Raw genomic sequence first — 17,006 nt, forward strand, 5'->3', positions numbered from 1 at the left:
GTATCGAAAGAATTATTTTTTCTCATCTTTTTTCGTCTGAGAGGTTTTCTTTTTTGCATCAGATTCTTTCTCTTTTTTCTCCTGATCGGCTTTTGACTGCTCTTTTTGTTCAGCTGTTTCATCTGTTTGGCTTGCATCTGAGGAGTCATTGGTGCTCGTCTCCGTTGTTTCTTTTTCTTCATACTTCGCCATTTCCTTAATGATTGGATCTAGCTGTTTTTGTTTTTCTTCAGCAGATAGGCTGTCGTCATTTTGAATTTCATTGCGGTAGGCGACGAGTGCTGTGAATATGTATCGGTCGTCCCCGAGCACCCTTGCAATATCCAGAGCTTCCTTGCTATTGCCTTGTCCAATATGAATCCAGAACAGGAAGTATTGCGGGTCTGTCTGCAATGTGTACGTATCCGTGATTTCTTTTTTGTGCTGGTCAAGCAATAGATTCCCTTGATTCGTTTGCACATACGAAATGGCCAGTTCATATTGAAGAGAGACTGGCATTTGATCGGCTTTGTATTTTTCGAGCGTATCCACCACTTGGCTGTACTGTTTGTTGAGATAATATTTGTTCGCTTCCACATACGCTTCTTGTTTCGGCATGGCGAAAAAGAACGTGTAAATGGTATACACCAATGCGGGAATCAAAAGAACAAGGAGACCAAGTCCAATGTATCGTTCGATCTTCCATTTCTTTTTTGGAATAGTTAAGAGCGTCTTTTCTTTTGCTTCGATGGCTTCTATTTTTTGTTGAATCAAAGCAGACAATTCTTCCAGTGACTGTGTATCACTTATTTCCTTTGCCTGCTCAGATAATTTCAACGTATCATGATAAGCCAAATATTCTTGAAACTGATATTCATGGTCCACCACTCGAAGAATGACGGCTTTGACCTCTTTTAACAGACGATGTTGGTCGGTTTCATATGGCGGGATGCTTTCTTTGACCCCGTAATGCAAAAATGCAGGAGCTAAGCCTTGATGAAAAACAATGTTTTCAGGAGAAACAATAGGATGCAGCCGCTTCACATCGTGTTTGCACACTGCATCGACAAGCTGGTATGAAAAAATCCATTTGCTTTTTTCATCCTTTGCATGGATGAAACGAAATTCCTGATAGGCAGGAGGCGGTTGAATCGAAATGATGACCTCACCTTCGGTTAATTGGATCTCTTTTTTAAATGAAGGATTGATATCTTTGATCGGTGCCGCTTCTAAACCGTCTAAGAGTTTAATTGTCTCTCTTTGAAAAATGAAGGTGTAAGTGCCTTCCTCTTTTTTCATGACTGCTTCTAATTGTTCTTCTAAATAGGAACTCTTTTTATCTGCCATTTACAAAAGTCCTTTCATAGTATTTCCAGCCTGTCTCCTGTGGTGATTCCACAGTCTGACAGCTTATATTCGCCTGAAAACACAGCTTTCTTATTGACTACACGCACCCATCCGCCATCTCGTTTAGGTAGTGAGATTTGTTTTGCCTGCCAGGCGATATGGATGACTTGTTTAATATGTAAATAATTTGATAGTCTCAAATCAAACACACTGCCATCATAGTTTTTTAAGTCGATGGTAATATCGATATACACAAATTTCCACCTCACAAAATAGAAAGAGCGCCGGCATCAACTGACAGACTCGGCGCTTTTTCTGCTTTTCACACTTAGAAAGGAAATCCCTTTGATTAGCCGCGGATTTGGCTAGCGATGTCTTGGTCAGTGCTTTCAAGTGTATTTGCAGTTTGATCAAGCTGATTGCTGACATCTGTTAATAGATCAGACATTTTGATGAATGAAGGTTTAAGCTGTTCGTATTGATCAGCGAATGCTTCACTAGAAGCACCTTCCCACATTCCTTTTAGGTCAGAGATCATTCTATTTAGACGATCAACTTGGTTTAACACTTCTTGACTTTCAACACCATATTGCTTAGCGGTCGCTCTTAGTTCTTCTGGGGTTACGCGAATAATTCCTGACATATTCCTCATTACCTCCCGTGCATAGCCGCCATATAATGGGCTAATCCACTTATTTTTTGACGTTATTATTATAAAAACAGAAATGATACACAGTCAAACAAATCTGTTTTTATTTTACAAAATGAGTCTATAGAATTACTGTTTTTTCGCTCTTTATCTAGTATTTAACAATTTTTTGGTCATATATTCTTAATAAAAGGGCGTGCACTTCGATGAATCTTTCCGCCTATTGATTTTTTACTACATTATTATTGTACTATTTCTTTTTGTGATCAACGCATGACCAATGTGCTCATTTCTCAAGCTTTTTGTTTTTTTAATGATTATGGCATTTTCTTGTTGATTTACGTACCTGATTCTCTTCATAATGTAAGTACGTGAAATATTCGAAAAAGCAGGGGTTTTTTATGACAAAAAAGACAGATCCATTTAAGTATAGCCTTGATCGTTTAGAGGATGTGGCAGACCAAATTAGTGATGTGCTCAATTGCCCTATTACTATAGAAGATACTCATCATCGATTATTAGCCTATAGCACACATAATGATTTCACTGATCCCGCCAGAACTTCAACCATTATCTCCCGCCGTGTACCGGAAAAAGTCATTAATCGGCTTTGGAAAGACGGTATCATTCCTACACTCCTTAAAACAGATGAACCGCTTCGCGTACCTCAAATTGCAGAAGTCGGTCTATCCAGCAGGGTTGCCATTTCCATATGGAAAGACAAAGAGGTGCTCGGCTTTATCTGGGCAATTGAATCCACGCAGCCTTTTTCAGATGAAGAAATGGACCTTCTCAAGATGGCAGCACATGCCGTGAAAAACAAATTACTCAATTTACAAATTCGAAAAACGAAAACAGAAGAACGCAATCAGGAGCTATTTTGGAAGATGCTCACAGGACATATTCATGAAAAGGATGAGATGCTTGATCTCTTCTTGAGGCTTGGGATGAGGTGTCCAGACACGTATGCGATTATTATTTTTCGCCTTCGTGATGAACTCACAGAAGATACGGAAAAGAAGCTCTCCTATCTGCTTGAAACAACGCAGCAAGTGCAGGTGCTGTTAACGACTGTTGATTTTAACGAATTCATTATTCTTGTCTCGCCAAAAACAGAACATCCGCTTCAAGATATTAAACAATTCACAAGCGGCATGCTAAAGCAGTTGTCTGATCGGTATCAGCTCCATGACGTTCAAGCGGCCATTGGTGGAATTTACGATCACATTACTCATATTCAGCCATCCTATAAAGAAGCACTGGCCGTCTTAAAAACAAAAGAACGCTTTCCTGTGGAAACAGAACGATTAAACAGCTTTTCTGAACTGGGTATTTATCAATATTTAGATGTGCTTGCAGAAAAACGAAAGGGATCGTCTTATTCCAGTTACTCTTTATCAAAGCTTGAGGATTACGATCTCAGGCATCATTCCAACCTCGTCGAGACCCTTGAACGGTTTATTGATTGTGACAGCAACGCCAATATCGCCGCAAAGCAGTTAAATATTCATATCAACACACTGAATTATAGACTGAAGCGGATTACAGACATTGCAGAAATTGATTTAAAAAACATGAATGAGAAAATGACCATTTATCTTGATATGAAGCTAAAAAACGTCCCTTTGTGAAATTTCACAAAGAGGCGTTTTTTAATTTTTTCATTCAACCGAAGAATTTTCTAAACTTTCAGGATACACTAGACATACAATATCAATAGATAAGCATAGGAGGAATTGATATGATCATCGGCATTCCGAAAGAGATTAAGAACAATGAAAACCGGGTCGCATTAACACCAGGAGCAGCATCTCAATTGCTTTCAGCTGGACACCAGATTTTAATTGAAACGAACGCTGGTTTTGGAAGCGGATTCACTGATGACGATTATGTATCTGTTGGTGCAGAGATTCTTGATCAAGCGAAAGATGTGTGGGCATCTTCTGATATGATTATGAAGGTAAAAGAACCATTACCAGAAGAATATTCATATTTCAGAGAAGGTCTGATCTTATTTACGTACTTGCACCTTGCAGCAGAGCCCTCCTTGGCTGAAGCATTAAAACAAAAAGGTGTGACAGCCATTGCTTATGAAACGGTAACGGACGGAAAATCACTCCCTCTATTAACGCCAATGTCTGAAGTAGCAGGTAGAATGGCTGCTCAAATTGGTGCTCAATTTTTAGAAAAGCCAAAAGGCGGAAAAGGCATTTTGCTCGCCGGCGTGCCAGGAGTATCGAGAGGGAAAGTCACCATTATTGGCGGCGGTGTCGTTGGAACAAATGCAGCGAAAATGGCGATCGGACTTGGCGCAGATGTCACCCTTATTGATGTAAATGCGGAACGATTACGTCAGCTGGACGATCAGTTTGGTCACCAAATGAAAACGTTAATGTCTAATCCTGTTAACATTGCAGATTCAGTGAGCGAGGCAGACCTGCTCATTTGTGCGGTTCTCATCCCAGGTGCTAAAGCACCAACCCTTGTCACAGAAGAAATGGTGAAACAAATGAAGCCTGGTTCTGTCATTGTCGATGTAGCCATTGACCAAGGCGGGATTGTGGAAACAATCGATCATATTACAACACATGATCAGCCTACTTATGAAAAGCACGGCATTTTACATTATGCTGTTGCCAATATGCCAGGAGCGGTTCCGAGAACATCGACAGTTGCTTTAACAAACGTCACGGTCCCATACGCACTGCAGATTGCAAATAAAGGCGCTGCAAAAGCGATCAAAGAAAACAAGGCGATTGCTGAAGGCGTCAATGTGATGAATGGACATATCACCTATGAAGCTGTCGCTCGTGATCTCGACTATGATTATGTACCTGTTAGTAAAGCCCTTGAAACGTCTCCCATGACCGAAGCTTAATATCTAGCCCGCCCTTTTCAGGGGCGGGTTTTATTGTTAACCTAAAATAAAAATAAGTTGACAAAAGAACCTCTTCCCCTTAATCTATTTGTACAGATAAGACAGGGGGAAATATCATGCAAAAGAAGACAAGAACAGCTGACTTTGTGCTCGTCGGGATGTTTGCTGCACTCATGGCTATCGGAGCCAATATCACATCCATTGTGCCATTTTTACAGGTCGGCGGAATCCCACTTACGATGCAGCCGTTTTTTTGTGTGCTTGCTGGTCTTTTGTTGGGCAGACGACTTGGCGCATTGGCCATGATTGTCTATGCTCTTGTTGGGATCGCTGGTGCACCTGTATTCGCACAGTTCTCGGCGGGTCTCGGCGTTATTTTAGGAAAAAGCGGTGGCTTTGTGTTATCATACATTCCTGCTGCTTGGCTTGCCGGATTCATTCTTGAAAAAAGACAAAACCCTGGTTTTGGCCGCTTTTTATTTGCAGCCATTGCAGGAACGACCGTGATGTATGTGATCGGGACAACTTATACATACATCGCATTAAATGTATGGCTGAACGCACCAATCTCTTATCAAACCACATGGTTCTTCATGATGTGGTTTATGGTAAAAGACTACGCACTGACCCTCCTCCTTGCGATGCTGGCACCTAAAATTTATCGATCAGTTTCAAAAGCCACATCCTTTCGAAAAGAACAAACAGCTTCCTAATATCAGAAAAGGTTCCTTTACTCTATGAGTAAGGAACCTTTTTTCATTTATAGCATAATTGCCGCAAGCCAGCCGAACAAGACGAGCGGGATATTATAAAAGGCGAATGTTGGGACACATGTACCCCAAATGTGGTGATGCTGTCCATCCATATTCAGTCCAGATGTTGGTCCGAGTGTACTGTCGCTTGCAGGTGAACCTGCATCTCCTACCGCCGCAGCTGAACCAATAATCGCAATAGTCGCCATTGGGCTGAACCCTAAGTGTAAACAAAGCGGTACAAAGATCGTCGTAATAATCGGAATCGTTGCAAATGATGAGCCAATGCCCATTGTCACTAGCAGACCCACCAGTAGCATTAAAATGGCCGCTAAGCTTTGGCTGTTTCCGATAAATTGAGAAGATGCCTTGACGAGAGATTCAATATCTCCTGTTTTCGTTAAAACATTGGCAAATCCAGCTGCAACAAGCATGACAAATCCGATAAATGCCATCATGTTCATGCCAGATGTAATCAGCGCATCTGCTTCATCGCGTTTCATCATTCCCGTTACAAACAAGACAAGCAAGCCTGCAAGCGCACCGAAGATCATCCCTTCGACTCCAAGGCTTTGAGAGAGATATAACTGAACAATAAGTGATACAAGGATCGCAAGCCCAGCAAAGAATAAGCTCTTTTTTGTATATGCTGATTTTTCTACATCCGTAATGTCACGATTTTCATATGTTTTTGGCTTACGATAGACAAAGAGTGAAACGATCAAGCCAAGAACCATGCCGCCTACAGGAATCAGCATCGCATACGGAATGTCTGCTAAATTCACTGTTAAACCTGCATCTTTCATGTTGTCACGAAGCATTCCGTGAAAAATCTGTCCAAAACCGACCGGAAGCAAAATATATGGTGCAGTAAGTCCGAAAGTCATCACACATGCTAGCAGTCTGCGGTCAATTTGAAGCTCGTTAAACACCTTTAATAATGGCGGGATTAAGACCGGAATAAAGGCAATATGAACAGGAACAACGTTTTGAGAAAAACAAGATACGATCAAAATGACCAGAATAATGAGCACTTTTGATAATGTTTTTCTTCTTGAATCGCCTTCTTTTCCAAGAAGCTTCACAGCTCCTTCGACCATGGCATCAGGAAGACCCGTTTTCGTCAGTGCGGCTGCGAATGCACCTAATAGTGCGTAACTAATCGCCACTGTCGCATTTCCGCCAAGACCGTCAGTGAACGCTTGAACTGTTCCCCCTAGACCTAATCCACCTGCAAGTCCGCCCGCTAAAGCGCCAAGTGCCAGCGCAATCACGACATTGACCCGCAGCAAGCTTAATATCAACATTAAAACAACCGCTAAAACAACTGCATTCATGGTGAAACCTCCGAAATCCTTTAGTTTACTAATGTAGTAGATAATTAAAGTACCAACGTATGTTACCATAGAAAATTTACTTCGTCAAATGGCGTATGTCCTACATAAAAAGCTCTGCCAGTTGGCAGAGCTCAGATTGTTGACAAAGGGCTAAAATGAATTTTATTTTAGCCCTTTGTCTTCTTTTCAGCGTGATAGAAAACCTTTGCAGTCTAGGAAGGACGAGCATCGGCGCGGAGCGAATTTGACATTCGTGAGCACCGAAGCGCAGGACTGACACCGAATGCGAGGGTTTGTCTACACGCTGAGCTCTGCCAGTTGGCAGAGCTTCCATCGTTATTTCTTCGGTTCAAATCGTTCCACAAATGTTGCTAATGATCTGACCATCACACCTGTTGCTCCTGTTGGACCAAAGCATGAAGGCTTTTCTGTCGTGGCTGTTCCTGCAATATCTAAGTGAACCCAAGGGGTGTCTTCAGCGAATTCCCCAATGAATGCACCTGCCATGATCGCATGACCATCACGACCTGGTGAGTTATTCAGATCAGCCATTTTGCTGTTTCTTACTCGTTTTTTATCTTTTTCGGTGATTGGCAGCTGCCAAATCATTTCCCCGCATTCTTCTGATGCCTCTTTAAACTGGGCATACAGTTCATCGTTATTGGTCATCACGCCTGTTGTTTCATTCCCAAGTGCCACAATGACACCGCCTGTTAATGTCGCAACATCCACAAGCACAGAGGCGCCATGCTGCTTCGCATAGGTCACACCATCTGCTAAAACAAGACGACCTTCTGCATCCGTGTTAAGCACTTCGATTGTTTTGCCGCTTAGTGAGACAATGACGTCATCTGGCTTCATCGCATCTGCTGAGACCATATTATCTGTTGAGGCGATGACCGCAATGACATTCTGCTCTGGACGAAGTTCACCGATGATTTCCATTGCGCCTAAAACAGAGGCTGAACCGCCCATATCTGTTTTCATCCCCACCATACTTGCTCTTGGCTTTAAGGAATACCCACCTGTATCATACGTAATGCCTTTACCGACAAGGCCGATGACGTCTGTCCATTCTTCCTTGCCTTGATATTTCAATACAATCAGCTTCGGTGGTTCTGTTGAGCCTCTATTAACGGCTAGAATACCGCCCATTCCGAGCTCTTCCATTTGTTCTTTATCTAAAATTTCAATCTCGAATTCATATTTATAAGCAAGCTCTGCCGCATAGGATGCAAGATCAGAGGACGTGAGCATGTTCGGCGGCATATTCACAAGTGTACGAGCCGAATTGACCGATTGTCCGTAGACTTCGCCCACTTTCAGACTTGCCTGAATTTCGGCAGCATCATGATCCGTTGTTGCATAAACAAATTCGATAAAGCGATCCGGTTCATTCGTTTTATGTTTAAAATCTTGTAATTCATATGTAGCTAAAAGGCAGCTTTCAGAAAGGGCATGGGCTGCATCTTGAACAGGCAGATCCTTTCCTGTAAATGTATCAAGCAAAACCGAAACTGCTTGCTTTTTATCTTGATGAAGCTTTTTAAATAAATGCGCAAACACTTCCTTTGCCTCTTCAAACGTGTAATCTGACTCCTTCCCAAGCCCGACAAAATAAATGCGTTTAATGCCGGTTTCAGGGGATGGGAAAAATTTCGAAAGCTGATTTCGTTTAGATGAAATATCGCCTTCTTTTAGTAATTCAGTGATTCTTCCTCCATGTAATTCATCCATTTCTTTTGCTTTTCCTGATAGTTGGCTCTTTTGAAAAAGTCCGATGGCCAGTGTATCTTTATGTTGCAACTCATTTGTCGAGAAAAACATATTTATCACACGCTCCTTCAATGAACTCCATATTTCACATTGGAACTTCTATTATATCAAAATTTATGTCCTGATACGATCATTGCCAGCCTGTCTTCCCTTGAAGAACATTTATATTTTGGCATGCGGAAGGGCATCATGAAAAAGCGGCAGCGATCCATAGCAGCCTGTCCATGGTCTCCTCGTTCCACATCTACTTTCTTTAATGTTATAATGAACATGGACTTGGCAACAGTTCTTACTGCCATCATTTTTTTATCTTACTAGGGTAAATACTTTATCATTTCGCACGTTATTTTTTCTTAAAGAGAGGATGTTTCTTGTTCATGAGCGTACTGACGAATTTTCCGCTGCTTGCCAGCCTTGCAGCCATCTTTTTTGCACAATTTGTAAAAGTACCGATTCAATTTATCATTTCTAGACGACTAGATTGGTCGCTCATTACAAGCACAGGCGGAATGCCAAGTTCACACTCCGCAGCAGTAACAGCACTCTCAACAGCAGTTGCTTTAGAGCACGGGCTAGGAACATCTATTTTTGCCATTTCCGCCATCTTTGCCATTATTACGATGTTTGATGCGACAGGTGTTCGCAGACAGGCAGGAGAACAGGCAACTGTCCTGAACAAACTGGTCACAGATTTTAACCGGTTTGTTGCCGAGGCAAAGAACTTCCCAAATGCGGAAGAAAAAGAGAAGCAAAAGAAATTGAAAGAGCTTCTTGGGCATAAGCCGATTGAAGTCTTCTTCGGCGGCTTAACAGGAATCTTGCTCACACTCATCTTAGATTATTACTTCATGTAGAAACGAAAAAGCTTTGGACCTTTTGAGATCCAAAGCTTTTTTATTCTTTATTGGCTTGAAACTGCTGCCTGAACACTTGCATCGATTCCGCTTCATTCAACTGATTTAAGTCTTTTTCTGTCAGCGTTCCTTCACCCTTTTTAATCACATAAACGTCCAGCACTTTTTTACCCCATTCTCTATACACATCATCAACCGTTTCATAATATAAATCAAGCTTATGACCTTTAATCGCTTTCCCAGTATCTGCGACTACACCATAGCCATAATTGGGGATAAACAGGACAGTTCCTATCGGAAAGACAGATGGGTCCGCTGCCACGGTTGAATATAAATCACGTTTTACTTTGACGCCTGAATATGTAATGCCAAATGCATGATGTTCTTTCGTCTTACCTGTTGATTCTACACCTGCTGTATAACCTGTGGCGACAACCTTTTGCTTCGGATAATCGTTCCAATTAAATGCTTCTTCGAGAGAAACAGCACGCAAATCGTCACTTTTCACCGCCATCGTCTGCCTTTTTGGATGCTTTAAAAAAGAAGATACGTGCTTACCGGCATCGGTCTCTTTCACCCATGCAGCTAAATCACTTGGTTCTACGCCAGATATGCCCGTAAAGCTTGTCATCAAGGCAAGCATAAACAGAACTGTCATGAACAATCGTTTCATCCATGTTTTCATTTCTATTTGTCACTCCTCTACCCATCTATTTGTTTCCAAACAAAATGGAAACTATGCAAAGGAGAAACAAAAAAACCCACTTGCGTGTAGACAAGTGAGTTAAAACATTTGATAGCCTCTTTTACGAAGAGCATTGATGACAAAACCTGAGGCAATGGCACCAATTAGACCACTTAATAAAATAATGATATCTGCCGCAGCAAGAGAAACGATGCGGTCTCCTATCCCGGAAAAAGCAATGCCTGGTTCTCTTACATAAGCAATCATCTTTTGATTATTGATAATGAAAAGGCATACAATTGGATATAAAATTGCCATAATCCATGACATTCTCAGTAGCATATTCAGCAAAAAGCCAATGCCGAAGAATAACACGAAAAATAAAATAACTGAAATGATAACGACTGGTAAACTGATCACTTCATCTCCACCCCCAAATATCCCATCATTAGTTTAACTTGGAAATAGAGATGAAGTCAATCAATGGAAAAAGCCGTAAGATTAATGCTTCTTTCCTGTCCCCTTACATTCCTCACATGTTTCTGATCCGCCGAGCAATAACTGAAAATATCCTTTTCCTGAACAATACTGACAAGTTGACTTTTTTTCTTTCGTTTGTGCATTCATATTGCTCACTCCTTAATCTAAATTTTCTGATAATTCATCATAACATATTTTTCTGTCCAGTACCAAGTGAGAAAATATTCCGTCAAACATGAAAAAACGTGTACCACAGGGATACACGTTTTTGTCTATATCGGTTTAGAAGAACTTGAATTTTCCTTTTTTCAGAACAAGTCCTGGTCCGCCAACCATGAATAATGAACGGTTGTCGATGATTTTTTTCATTGCAGAAGCTTTTGTTCCTTGAAGTTTTTTACCAAACGCAACACCTACAGCGTCGTGTTCACCAAGAGAAGCAACTGTTCCTTTGATGTCTGGCTTAAAGCTTTCAAGCGTGCCACCTTTTACTAGTGCTGCAAGGTTTTTCGCTACTGTTTCACCTTGCTGCATCGCAATTTGTGCAGTAGGTGGGTATGGACGATTAATTTCTTCATTGATGATTAATGAGCAGTCACCGATGATGAATACATCTTCATTTTCTGGTACACGAAGATCTGGAGACACTTTTACGCGGCCGCGCATGTTTTCAAATCCAGCTTCTTCAACGATTGGGTTACCACGTACACCAGCAGCCCAAACAACTGTTTCTGCTTTAATTTCTTCTGTATCATCGTCTTTTCCAACAATGATGCCTTCAGGCGTACATTCTTTGATCGCTGTACCGATTTTGAACTCAACACCCTTACCTTGAAGGTAGTTCATCGCATAGTCGATCAATTCAGGATCAAATCCTGGAAGAGCTGTTGGTGCAGCTTCTACACAGATAATACGCACGTCTTTTTGATCAATATCATACTCTTTGCAAAGCTCAGGTACACGGTTTCCAAGCTCACCAAGGAACTCAATACCTGTGAAGCCTGCACCGCCGACAACGATAGTTAGACGCTCTGGGCGCTTTTCAGCATCTGTATTATAAGTCGCAAATTGAAGCTCAATATGCTCACGAAGCTGACGAGCAGAGTTGATGTTAGAGATTGAGAATGCGTATTCTTTTAGTCCTGCAATACCAAATGTTTCAGGAACAGCACCAAGCGCAACAACAAGGTAGTCATAAGAAAGTTCGCCATCTGATGTCACAACTTTCTTCTCTTCCTTATTAATGCTTTCAACTGTTGCTTGTACAAAGTTGACACGGGAACTGTTAATCACATCTTTGATTTGATAACGACAACGGTCATGATGAAGAGTACCTGCACTTGCTTCATGTAACCATGTTGTTTCGTAATGATAATTATGCTTGTTCACAAGAGTAATGTCCGCATCATTTGTGCCAAGCTGTTTTGTTAATCTTGTTACAGTCATTAATCCGCCATAACCTGCACCTAATACAACGATTTTCGGTTTATTCACTGGAATCACATCCACCTTTTTTAAATTTGCTGTAAAACGGATAAAGAATTACATATCGTTATTCTCAACCGCTTTGCGGCATTTTATGAAATTTAAACAAAAAAATAAGTATGTGAAAATCTGAACTTTCACCTACAAAAAACGAAAGCATTTGACCGTATCCGACAAAAATTCATAAAAAATTAATATTTAGTTCCCTTAACAATAATAGCGAGTTCTGCTCCTTTTTTCAAGGCTTTAAACTGAAAATCCTTAGGATAAACGGTCTTTCTCTCTTTTTTCCCCTTTTCACAGCATCGGCATCAAAAAACGACAAGTTTTTCAAAACAAGTCAAACGACGATATGTGGTATGATATGATATAGTGATAACAATTTTCATTTGGGAGGATTAAGGAATGCAAGAAGATTCTAAGGTATATGACATTACCGTTATCGGGGGCGGCCCAGTCGGATTGTTTACTGCGTTTTACGGAGGCATGAGACAGGCAAGTGTGAAAATTATTGAAAGCCTTCCTCAGCTCGGCGGTCAACTATCCGCTCTTTACCCTGAAAAATACATTTATGATGTGGCTGGTTTCCCAAAAATCCGCGCACAAGAATTAATTGATAATTTAAAGGAACAAATGGATAAATTTGATCAAACCATTTGCTTAGAGCAAGCTGTGGAAACGGTTGAAAAACAAGCAGACGGTATCTTCAAACTCGTTACGAATCAAGAGGTTCATTATTCAAAAACGATCATCATTACAGCTGGTAACGGTGCATTCCAACCGAGAAAGCTTGAGCTAGATGCAGCAGAATCATTTGAAGGAAGCAACCTGCATTACTTCATCAATGACTTGAACCAATTTGCCGGGAGACGTGTTGCTGTTCTTGGCGGTGGAGACTCTGCGGTCGACTGGGCTCTGATGCTTGAGCCAATCGCAAAAGAAGTGTCGATTATTCACCGTCGTGATAAATTCCGTGCACATGAGCACAGTGTAGAAAACTTGCACAACTCGAAAGTCAATGTGCTGACACCATTTGTCCCAACGGAGCTCATTGGGGAAGACCGCATCGAACAAATTGTGCTTGAAGAAGTCAAAGGCGATAAAAAGCAAGTACTAGATGTGGACGACGTGATCGTCAACTTCGGTTTTGTTTCCTCCCTTGGACCAATCAAACAATGGGGCCTTGAAATCGAAAAGAACTCTATCGTGGTCAAATCCACAATGGAAACAAACATCGAAGGCTTCTATGCGGCAGGAGACATCTGTACGTATGAAGGAAAAGTCAAATTAATCGCAAGCGGATTTGGTGAAGCACCAACTGCTGTGAACAACGCGAAAGCTTACATGGACCCGAAAGCTCGTGTACAGCCGCTTCATTCCACAAGCTTATTTGAAAATAAATAAGAACGGATCAAAAAAAGGAGTCCCATCTGCGGAACTCCTTTTTTGTTTATTTAAAAATCCCAATATAGGCATTCGCCATTCCAAGTACCATTGCAGCAAGTAGCACCACAACAATTCCTGCCACAACCAAAATCACCCGATCCTTCACACGTTCCTTTTTCGGAAGCGGCTTATCTATCCCGCAAGATGGACATGTTTTTGAACGATACGGAATCAGTTCATGACAGTTCCTGCAATTGATTTGTTCACTCAAACCTCAGCAACCTCTTTTCTGATGACAGTTTATGTTTGGTTCTCATGATACTCTTTTCGAGTGGAAATAGCCAGTTGATGAAGTATAATGTCACGGAATTGATGTAATTACATATACAATGATTTCTTTTCAATAGTTTTACTAAATATTGCACTTATATAATATAATTGTTTATATTATTATCATTTTTATTAATAATTATAGCTTATATTATTTATGATAATTTTCTCAACTGTTGTACATTCTAATAAACCCGTATCGAATACCATTAAATTATAACCTTTTGTACTAAGTGTACTTTCGAAGACAATCCCCTGATAACTTTCAGACTGAATTTCGTTAAGGCTCTTTATATAATCCACAATAAATTGTGTAGGTAAGTATTCTAATTTACTATCCCCGCTACGAACGGGTTTAGATATCTCCATTGACATTTCATTAAATATATCTAAATTTATTGCATACATAACTGGATCTTCAAAAGTAAAAACATCTAGATTTTTTAACATTCTGAAATCAATAACTTTTAACTTTTGTTTTAGTGGAAATTTCCCTATATAAACAGTATCACTTATACTAGGTCTAATCTCACTCACTACTGTTTCAATAGCACTAGCTAAATATAGGTGACTAATTCCTTCTGAATTTGCTCTTCCGGCACTTGATTTTGGTGGATCTGGAGCTCCCATATTTTTAATCCCTAACTCTTTGTCATTCGAGATTCTCCCTCGATAGAAAATATCTTCTTCAACAAAAGTTGTTAGTTTTTCAATGTACTCATTCAATACTCCAAAATTAACATATTTTGAATGAAACCTATTTCGATATTTAATATAATTTACGAAGTCTGTCCAAGTATGACCTTTCAGTACAGATTTTTCCTCTAAATATTCTTTATTCATCCATTCAATAATTCCAACTTGATTTATTAATAATTCCATCTTATCCGGATATTTACGTTCCAGAAGAGTTTTCAAAAATGTATATATTTTATCCCCAGCAAAACCATTAAATATCTTCCATTTATTCTCGAATTGATCCCTAATACTAATTAAATTGACCTCGGGAAATCCATCCGTAATTAGCTCTGAACCTAATTTAAATATGTTTAGAATTTCATTAAACAAATTGTCCAAGCCATCGTCAGCTTTAAGATCATACACTTGAACATTTCTACTATCACAAAATGCACAATTCCCGTTATTATCCAAACTACTTATAATACTTTTTATTTCAGGTGACACAAAGCATTCAACACAACAATTCATTTATTTCACCCTCTAACTTAGTAAACTTCCCATTAGTTCAAGATGATGCATAATTGATAATTTTTTTATAGTTGCTAAACCTGGATATGTCCCCTTTTCATGATGATCTTCAAAGGACTGCATAGCAAATGTATTCATTCTTTTATCAGCCTTAATATCATAGTACCAACTCATCATTTTCCCTAATGCTTCGGAGAACTTTCCAGCAGGGTCACTTATATCAGTATTTGAATCAGAAACAAAATGCATTATTTCCAGCCCATTTTCAGAATTCGGATAAACAATGTGAAACGCAACTGCATATGGGGCGAAACCGCTTGTATTGTATTCTGCACCTACAATAGAGTAATCGGAAAATCCAATGTATCCTTCCTTTTTATAAAAGAGATGTTCCTCTGAAAAGAACTCACTTTCAATCTCTAAATAATCTGCATTTCTAGGGAGTTTATTAAATTTATCACTTAAACCTACTAAATTTTGATCGTCTAATTGTCTCCTAAAGGAATTATCAGATGGGATAATGTTTAGATCAGCTTTAACTGAAGAATAAATCTCTCTATATAATTGTATAAATTTTCTTTCGGTGTGAAAAATAACTAAATTTTCCAAACTTAAAGAAACGTCATCTGATAATTTCCGAATCTCATTTTTTGAATTTCCATTTAATTGATGTCCAATAATTACATTGTCCAAGCTCATTAGACTTAAAAATTTACTATAGATACTAGGCATTGCTAATTCTCCGTGAAATGAACCGATTTTTGGATTAGATACCAGGATTATTTTTCTAGAATTTTCTTTGAAACTATTTATTGTAGACACTAGAGTAGGGCTCAGCTTAGTAGGCTCGATAACTGGAATTACCTTTTCGCTCAAAAGATTTTTTTCTAATAATTCTCTAAGTGCTAGTAAATCATATTGCCTACCTCTAATTATTGGATAATACATTACAATTCCCCCATTATACAGTTATTTTTTTATATATTTTTTCTAATTCTATACTATTCAAATTACTCGAGTATATAATCCATCTAATAGGAATTGGAAAATATTTTATTTTTTCAAGGTCTTTAGGATTAACTCTTTTTTTCAATTGTTTAAACACCAATTTCTGAGCTTCTCTAATTTCAATTGTTTTAAACCATTGAAGAGATGTTCTAAAATATTGAACTGGCTTAGCATTAGGTAGACATTTAAACTTAAAATATAAGATTTGTTCATATTCGTTTTTTCTTAAAAGTTTAAACAAGACTTCATGATTAAGTTTGCTACTATCTAAAGTTGCTTTTTTTCTTACACTTAGGGTTTCTTTTTTGGTTAATACAATGATACCCACATTGGGATTTTTTTCTTTTATAGTCTTAAAAACTGGGTAATAATATTTTTCGGAAGTTACTATGTAGATTTCACTAAATGCTTTTGAATAATCATTCAGTTGATTATCCATTCTTTCAAGGTTATCTAAATCAGTCTTAATTTCATAAACAATCCCAAAGGTTTTATTTATTAATACAAAGTCTGCTTTAGAGTTACCAACAACAACTTCACTAAAAGCAGTTGTAGTATTTAAACTATATTTTCCTAAAACTAACTTATTAAAAAGAGTATTTTTAAAAAAGAATTCATTCCTATACTCTTTTCTCAAGATATCATAATAATTTTGAATTTCTTTATTAAAGATTTCAGCACTAAATCTATCTCTTGAAAATTTTTCTGTTAAATTTTTTTTACTAAAAAACTTATTTAAATAAATATAATTCACACTCATCACACTTTCCAATCATCTATACCAAATAAGTTTAACATTTTCTGCGATATCCAGTGCAAATATTCATATGAAATTTTTAGCATCTTGAACT

At 39.0% G+C, this 17,006-nt stretch carries 18 protein-coding genes; 5 read left to right on the forward strand and 13 right to left on the reverse strand.

Features of this window, described 5'->3' with window-relative positions:
• Positions 1 to 12: 12 nt before the first annotated feature.
• The 3 genes from essB to FXF70_RS00660 all read right to left on the reverse strand — a co-directional run bounded on the left by essB (position 13) and on the right by FXF70_RS00660 (position 1,969).
• Positions 13 to 1,326 (reverse strand): type VII secretion protein EssB, encoded by a 1,314-nt coding sequence (essB, locus tag FXF70_RS00650; protein WP_045034547.1) that lies wholly within the window; start codon positions 1,324 to 1,326, stop codon positions 13 to 15.
• 14 nt (positions 1,327 to 1,340) lie between these two features.
• Complete coding sequence (gene yukD / locus FXF70_RS00655) at positions 1,341 to 1,580, reverse strand: ESX secretion system protein YukD (protein WP_008345897.1); 240 nt, start codon at positions 1,578 to 1,580, stop codon at positions 1,341 to 1,343.
• A 95-nt stretch (positions 1,581 to 1,675) separates the two neighbouring features.
• On the reverse strand, positions 1,676 to 1,969 hold the full coding sequence (locus tag FXF70_RS00660) for a WXG100 family type VII secretion target (protein ID WP_003213769.1): 294 nt from the start codon (positions 1,967 to 1,969) through the stop codon (positions 1,676 to 1,678).
• A gap of 407 nt (positions 1,970 to 2,376) precedes the next feature.
• On the opposite strand from FXF70_RS00660, the gene FXF70_RS00665 reads away from it, so the two are divergent.
• From FXF70_RS00665 to FXF70_RS00675, 3 genes are all read left to right on the forward strand, one after another.
• On the forward strand, positions 2,377 to 3,606 hold the full coding sequence (locus FXF70_RS00665) for a sporulation transcriptional activator AdeR (protein ID WP_007500450.1): 1,230 nt from the start codon (positions 2,377 to 2,379) through the stop codon (positions 3,604 to 3,606).
• 110 nt (positions 3,607 to 3,716) lie between these two features.
• On the forward strand, positions 3,717 to 4,853 hold the full coding sequence (gene ald / locus FXF70_RS00670) for an alanine dehydrogenase (protein ID WP_148779662.1): 1,137 nt from the start codon (positions 3,717 to 3,719) through the stop codon (positions 4,851 to 4,853).
• Between the two features lie 116 nt (positions 4,854 to 4,969).
• Positions 4,970 to 5,566: a biotin transporter BioY gene (locus FXF70_RS00675; RefSeq protein ID WP_148779663.1), complete on the forward strand. Its 597-nt coding sequence runs from the start codon at positions 4,970 to 4,972 to the stop codon at positions 5,564 to 5,566.
• A 47-nt stretch (positions 5,567 to 5,613) separates the two neighbouring features.
• Here the strand turns inward: FXF70_RS00675 and FXF70_RS00680 are convergent, their stop codons facing one another.
• Both FXF70_RS00680 and FXF70_RS00685 read right to left on the reverse strand, forming a co-directional pair.
• Positions 5,614 to 6,942 carry a Na+/H+ antiporter family protein gene (locus tag FXF70_RS00680; protein WP_008345907.1) on the reverse strand — a complete coding sequence of 443 codons (1,329 nt, stop codon included), beginning with the start codon at positions 6,940 to 6,942 and terminating at the stop codon, positions 5,614 to 5,616.
• A 336-nt stretch (positions 6,943 to 7,278) separates the two neighbouring features.
• Positions 7,279 to 8,769 carry a leucyl aminopeptidase gene (locus tag FXF70_RS00685; protein ID WP_008346787.1) on the reverse strand — a complete coding sequence of 497 codons (1,491 nt, stop codon included), beginning with the start codon at positions 8,767 to 8,769 and terminating at the stop codon, positions 7,279 to 7,281.
• Between the two features lie 326 nt (positions 8,770 to 9,095).
• Here FXF70_RS00685 and FXF70_RS00690 point away from each other — a divergent pair, with 326 nt between their 5' ends.
• Positions 9,096 to 9,572 carry a divergent PAP2 family protein gene (locus tag FXF70_RS00690; RefSeq protein ID WP_008346791.1) on the forward strand — a complete coding sequence of 159 codons (477 nt, stop codon included), beginning with the start codon at positions 9,096 to 9,098 and terminating at the stop codon, positions 9,570 to 9,572.
• Between the two features lie 40 nt (positions 9,573 to 9,612).
• On the opposite strand, the gene FXF70_RS00695 is transcribed toward FXF70_RS00690, so the two are convergent.
• The 4 genes from FXF70_RS00695 to FXF70_RS00705 all read right to left on the reverse strand — a co-directional run bounded on the left by FXF70_RS00695 (position 9,613) and on the right by FXF70_RS00705 (position 12,237).
• Positions 9,613 to 10,257, reverse strand: a complete 645-nt coding sequence (locus FXF70_RS00695; RefSeq protein ID WP_148779664.1) for a 3D domain-containing protein — start codon at positions 10,255 to 10,257, stop codon at positions 9,613 to 9,615.
• A 99-nt stretch (positions 10,258 to 10,356) separates the two neighbouring features.
• Positions 10,357 to 10,677 (reverse strand): YuiB family protein, encoded by a 321-nt coding sequence (locus tag FXF70_RS00700; protein WP_003212933.1) that lies wholly within the window; start codon positions 10,675 to 10,677, stop codon positions 10,357 to 10,359.
• An 81-nt stretch (positions 10,678 to 10,758) separates the two neighbouring features.
• Positions 10,759 to 10,884 carry a YuiA family protein gene (locus FXF70_RS18980; protein ID WP_008346797.1) on the reverse strand — a complete coding sequence of 42 codons (126 nt, stop codon included), beginning with the start codon at positions 10,882 to 10,884 and terminating at the stop codon, positions 10,759 to 10,761.
• A gap of 135 nt (positions 10,885 to 11,019) precedes the next feature.
• Entirely contained in the window at positions 11,020 to 12,237 is a 1,218-nt protein-coding gene (locus tag FXF70_RS00705; RefSeq protein ID WP_162149727.1) for an NAD(P)/FAD-dependent oxidoreductase, read from the reverse strand.
• Between the two features lie 390 nt (positions 12,238 to 12,627).
• Between FXF70_RS00705 and yumC the strand changes: the two genes are divergently transcribed.
• The gene (gene yumC, locus FXF70_RS00710) at positions 12,628 to 13,626 is read left to right on the forward strand and encodes a ferredoxin--NADP reductase 2 (protein WP_007500433.1); all 999 of its coding nucleotides are present in this window, start codon (positions 12,628 to 12,630) and stop codon (positions 13,624 to 13,626) included.
• A 46-nt stretch (positions 13,627 to 13,672) separates the two neighbouring features.
• Here the strand turns inward: yumC and FXF70_RS00715 are convergent, their stop codons facing one another.
• The 4 genes from FXF70_RS00715 to FXF70_RS00730 form a co-directional block, all read right to left on the reverse strand.
• A complete protein-coding gene (locus tag FXF70_RS00715; RefSeq protein ID WP_008346803.1) occupies positions 13,673 to 13,879 on the reverse strand; it encodes a hypothetical protein in 207 nt (68 codons plus the stop codon).
• Positions 13,880 to 14,070: 191 nt separating this feature from the next.
• Positions 14,071 to 15,147: an RES family NAD+ phosphorylase gene (locus FXF70_RS00720; protein ID WP_148779665.1), complete on the reverse strand. Its 1,077-nt coding sequence runs from the start codon at positions 15,145 to 15,147 to the stop codon at positions 14,071 to 14,073.
• A gap of 12 nt (positions 15,148 to 15,159) precedes the next feature.
• Complete coding sequence (locus tag FXF70_RS00725) at positions 15,160 to 16,095, reverse strand: sce7725 family protein (protein WP_148779666.1); 936 nt, start codon at positions 16,093 to 16,095, stop codon at positions 15,160 to 15,162.
• 13 nt (positions 16,096 to 16,108) lie between these two features.
• On the reverse strand, positions 16,109 to 16,909 hold the full coding sequence (locus tag FXF70_RS00730) for a sce7726 family protein (protein WP_187424749.1): 801 nt from the start codon (positions 16,907 to 16,909) through the stop codon (positions 16,109 to 16,111).
• Positions 16,910 to 17,006 lie beyond the last annotated feature (97 nt).

It is taken from the genome of Bacillus sp. Y3 (genome assembly GCF_008123875.1).
GTDB classification, from domain to species: Bacteria; Bacillota; Bacilli; order Bacillales; family Bacillaceae; genus Bacillus; species Bacillus altitudinis.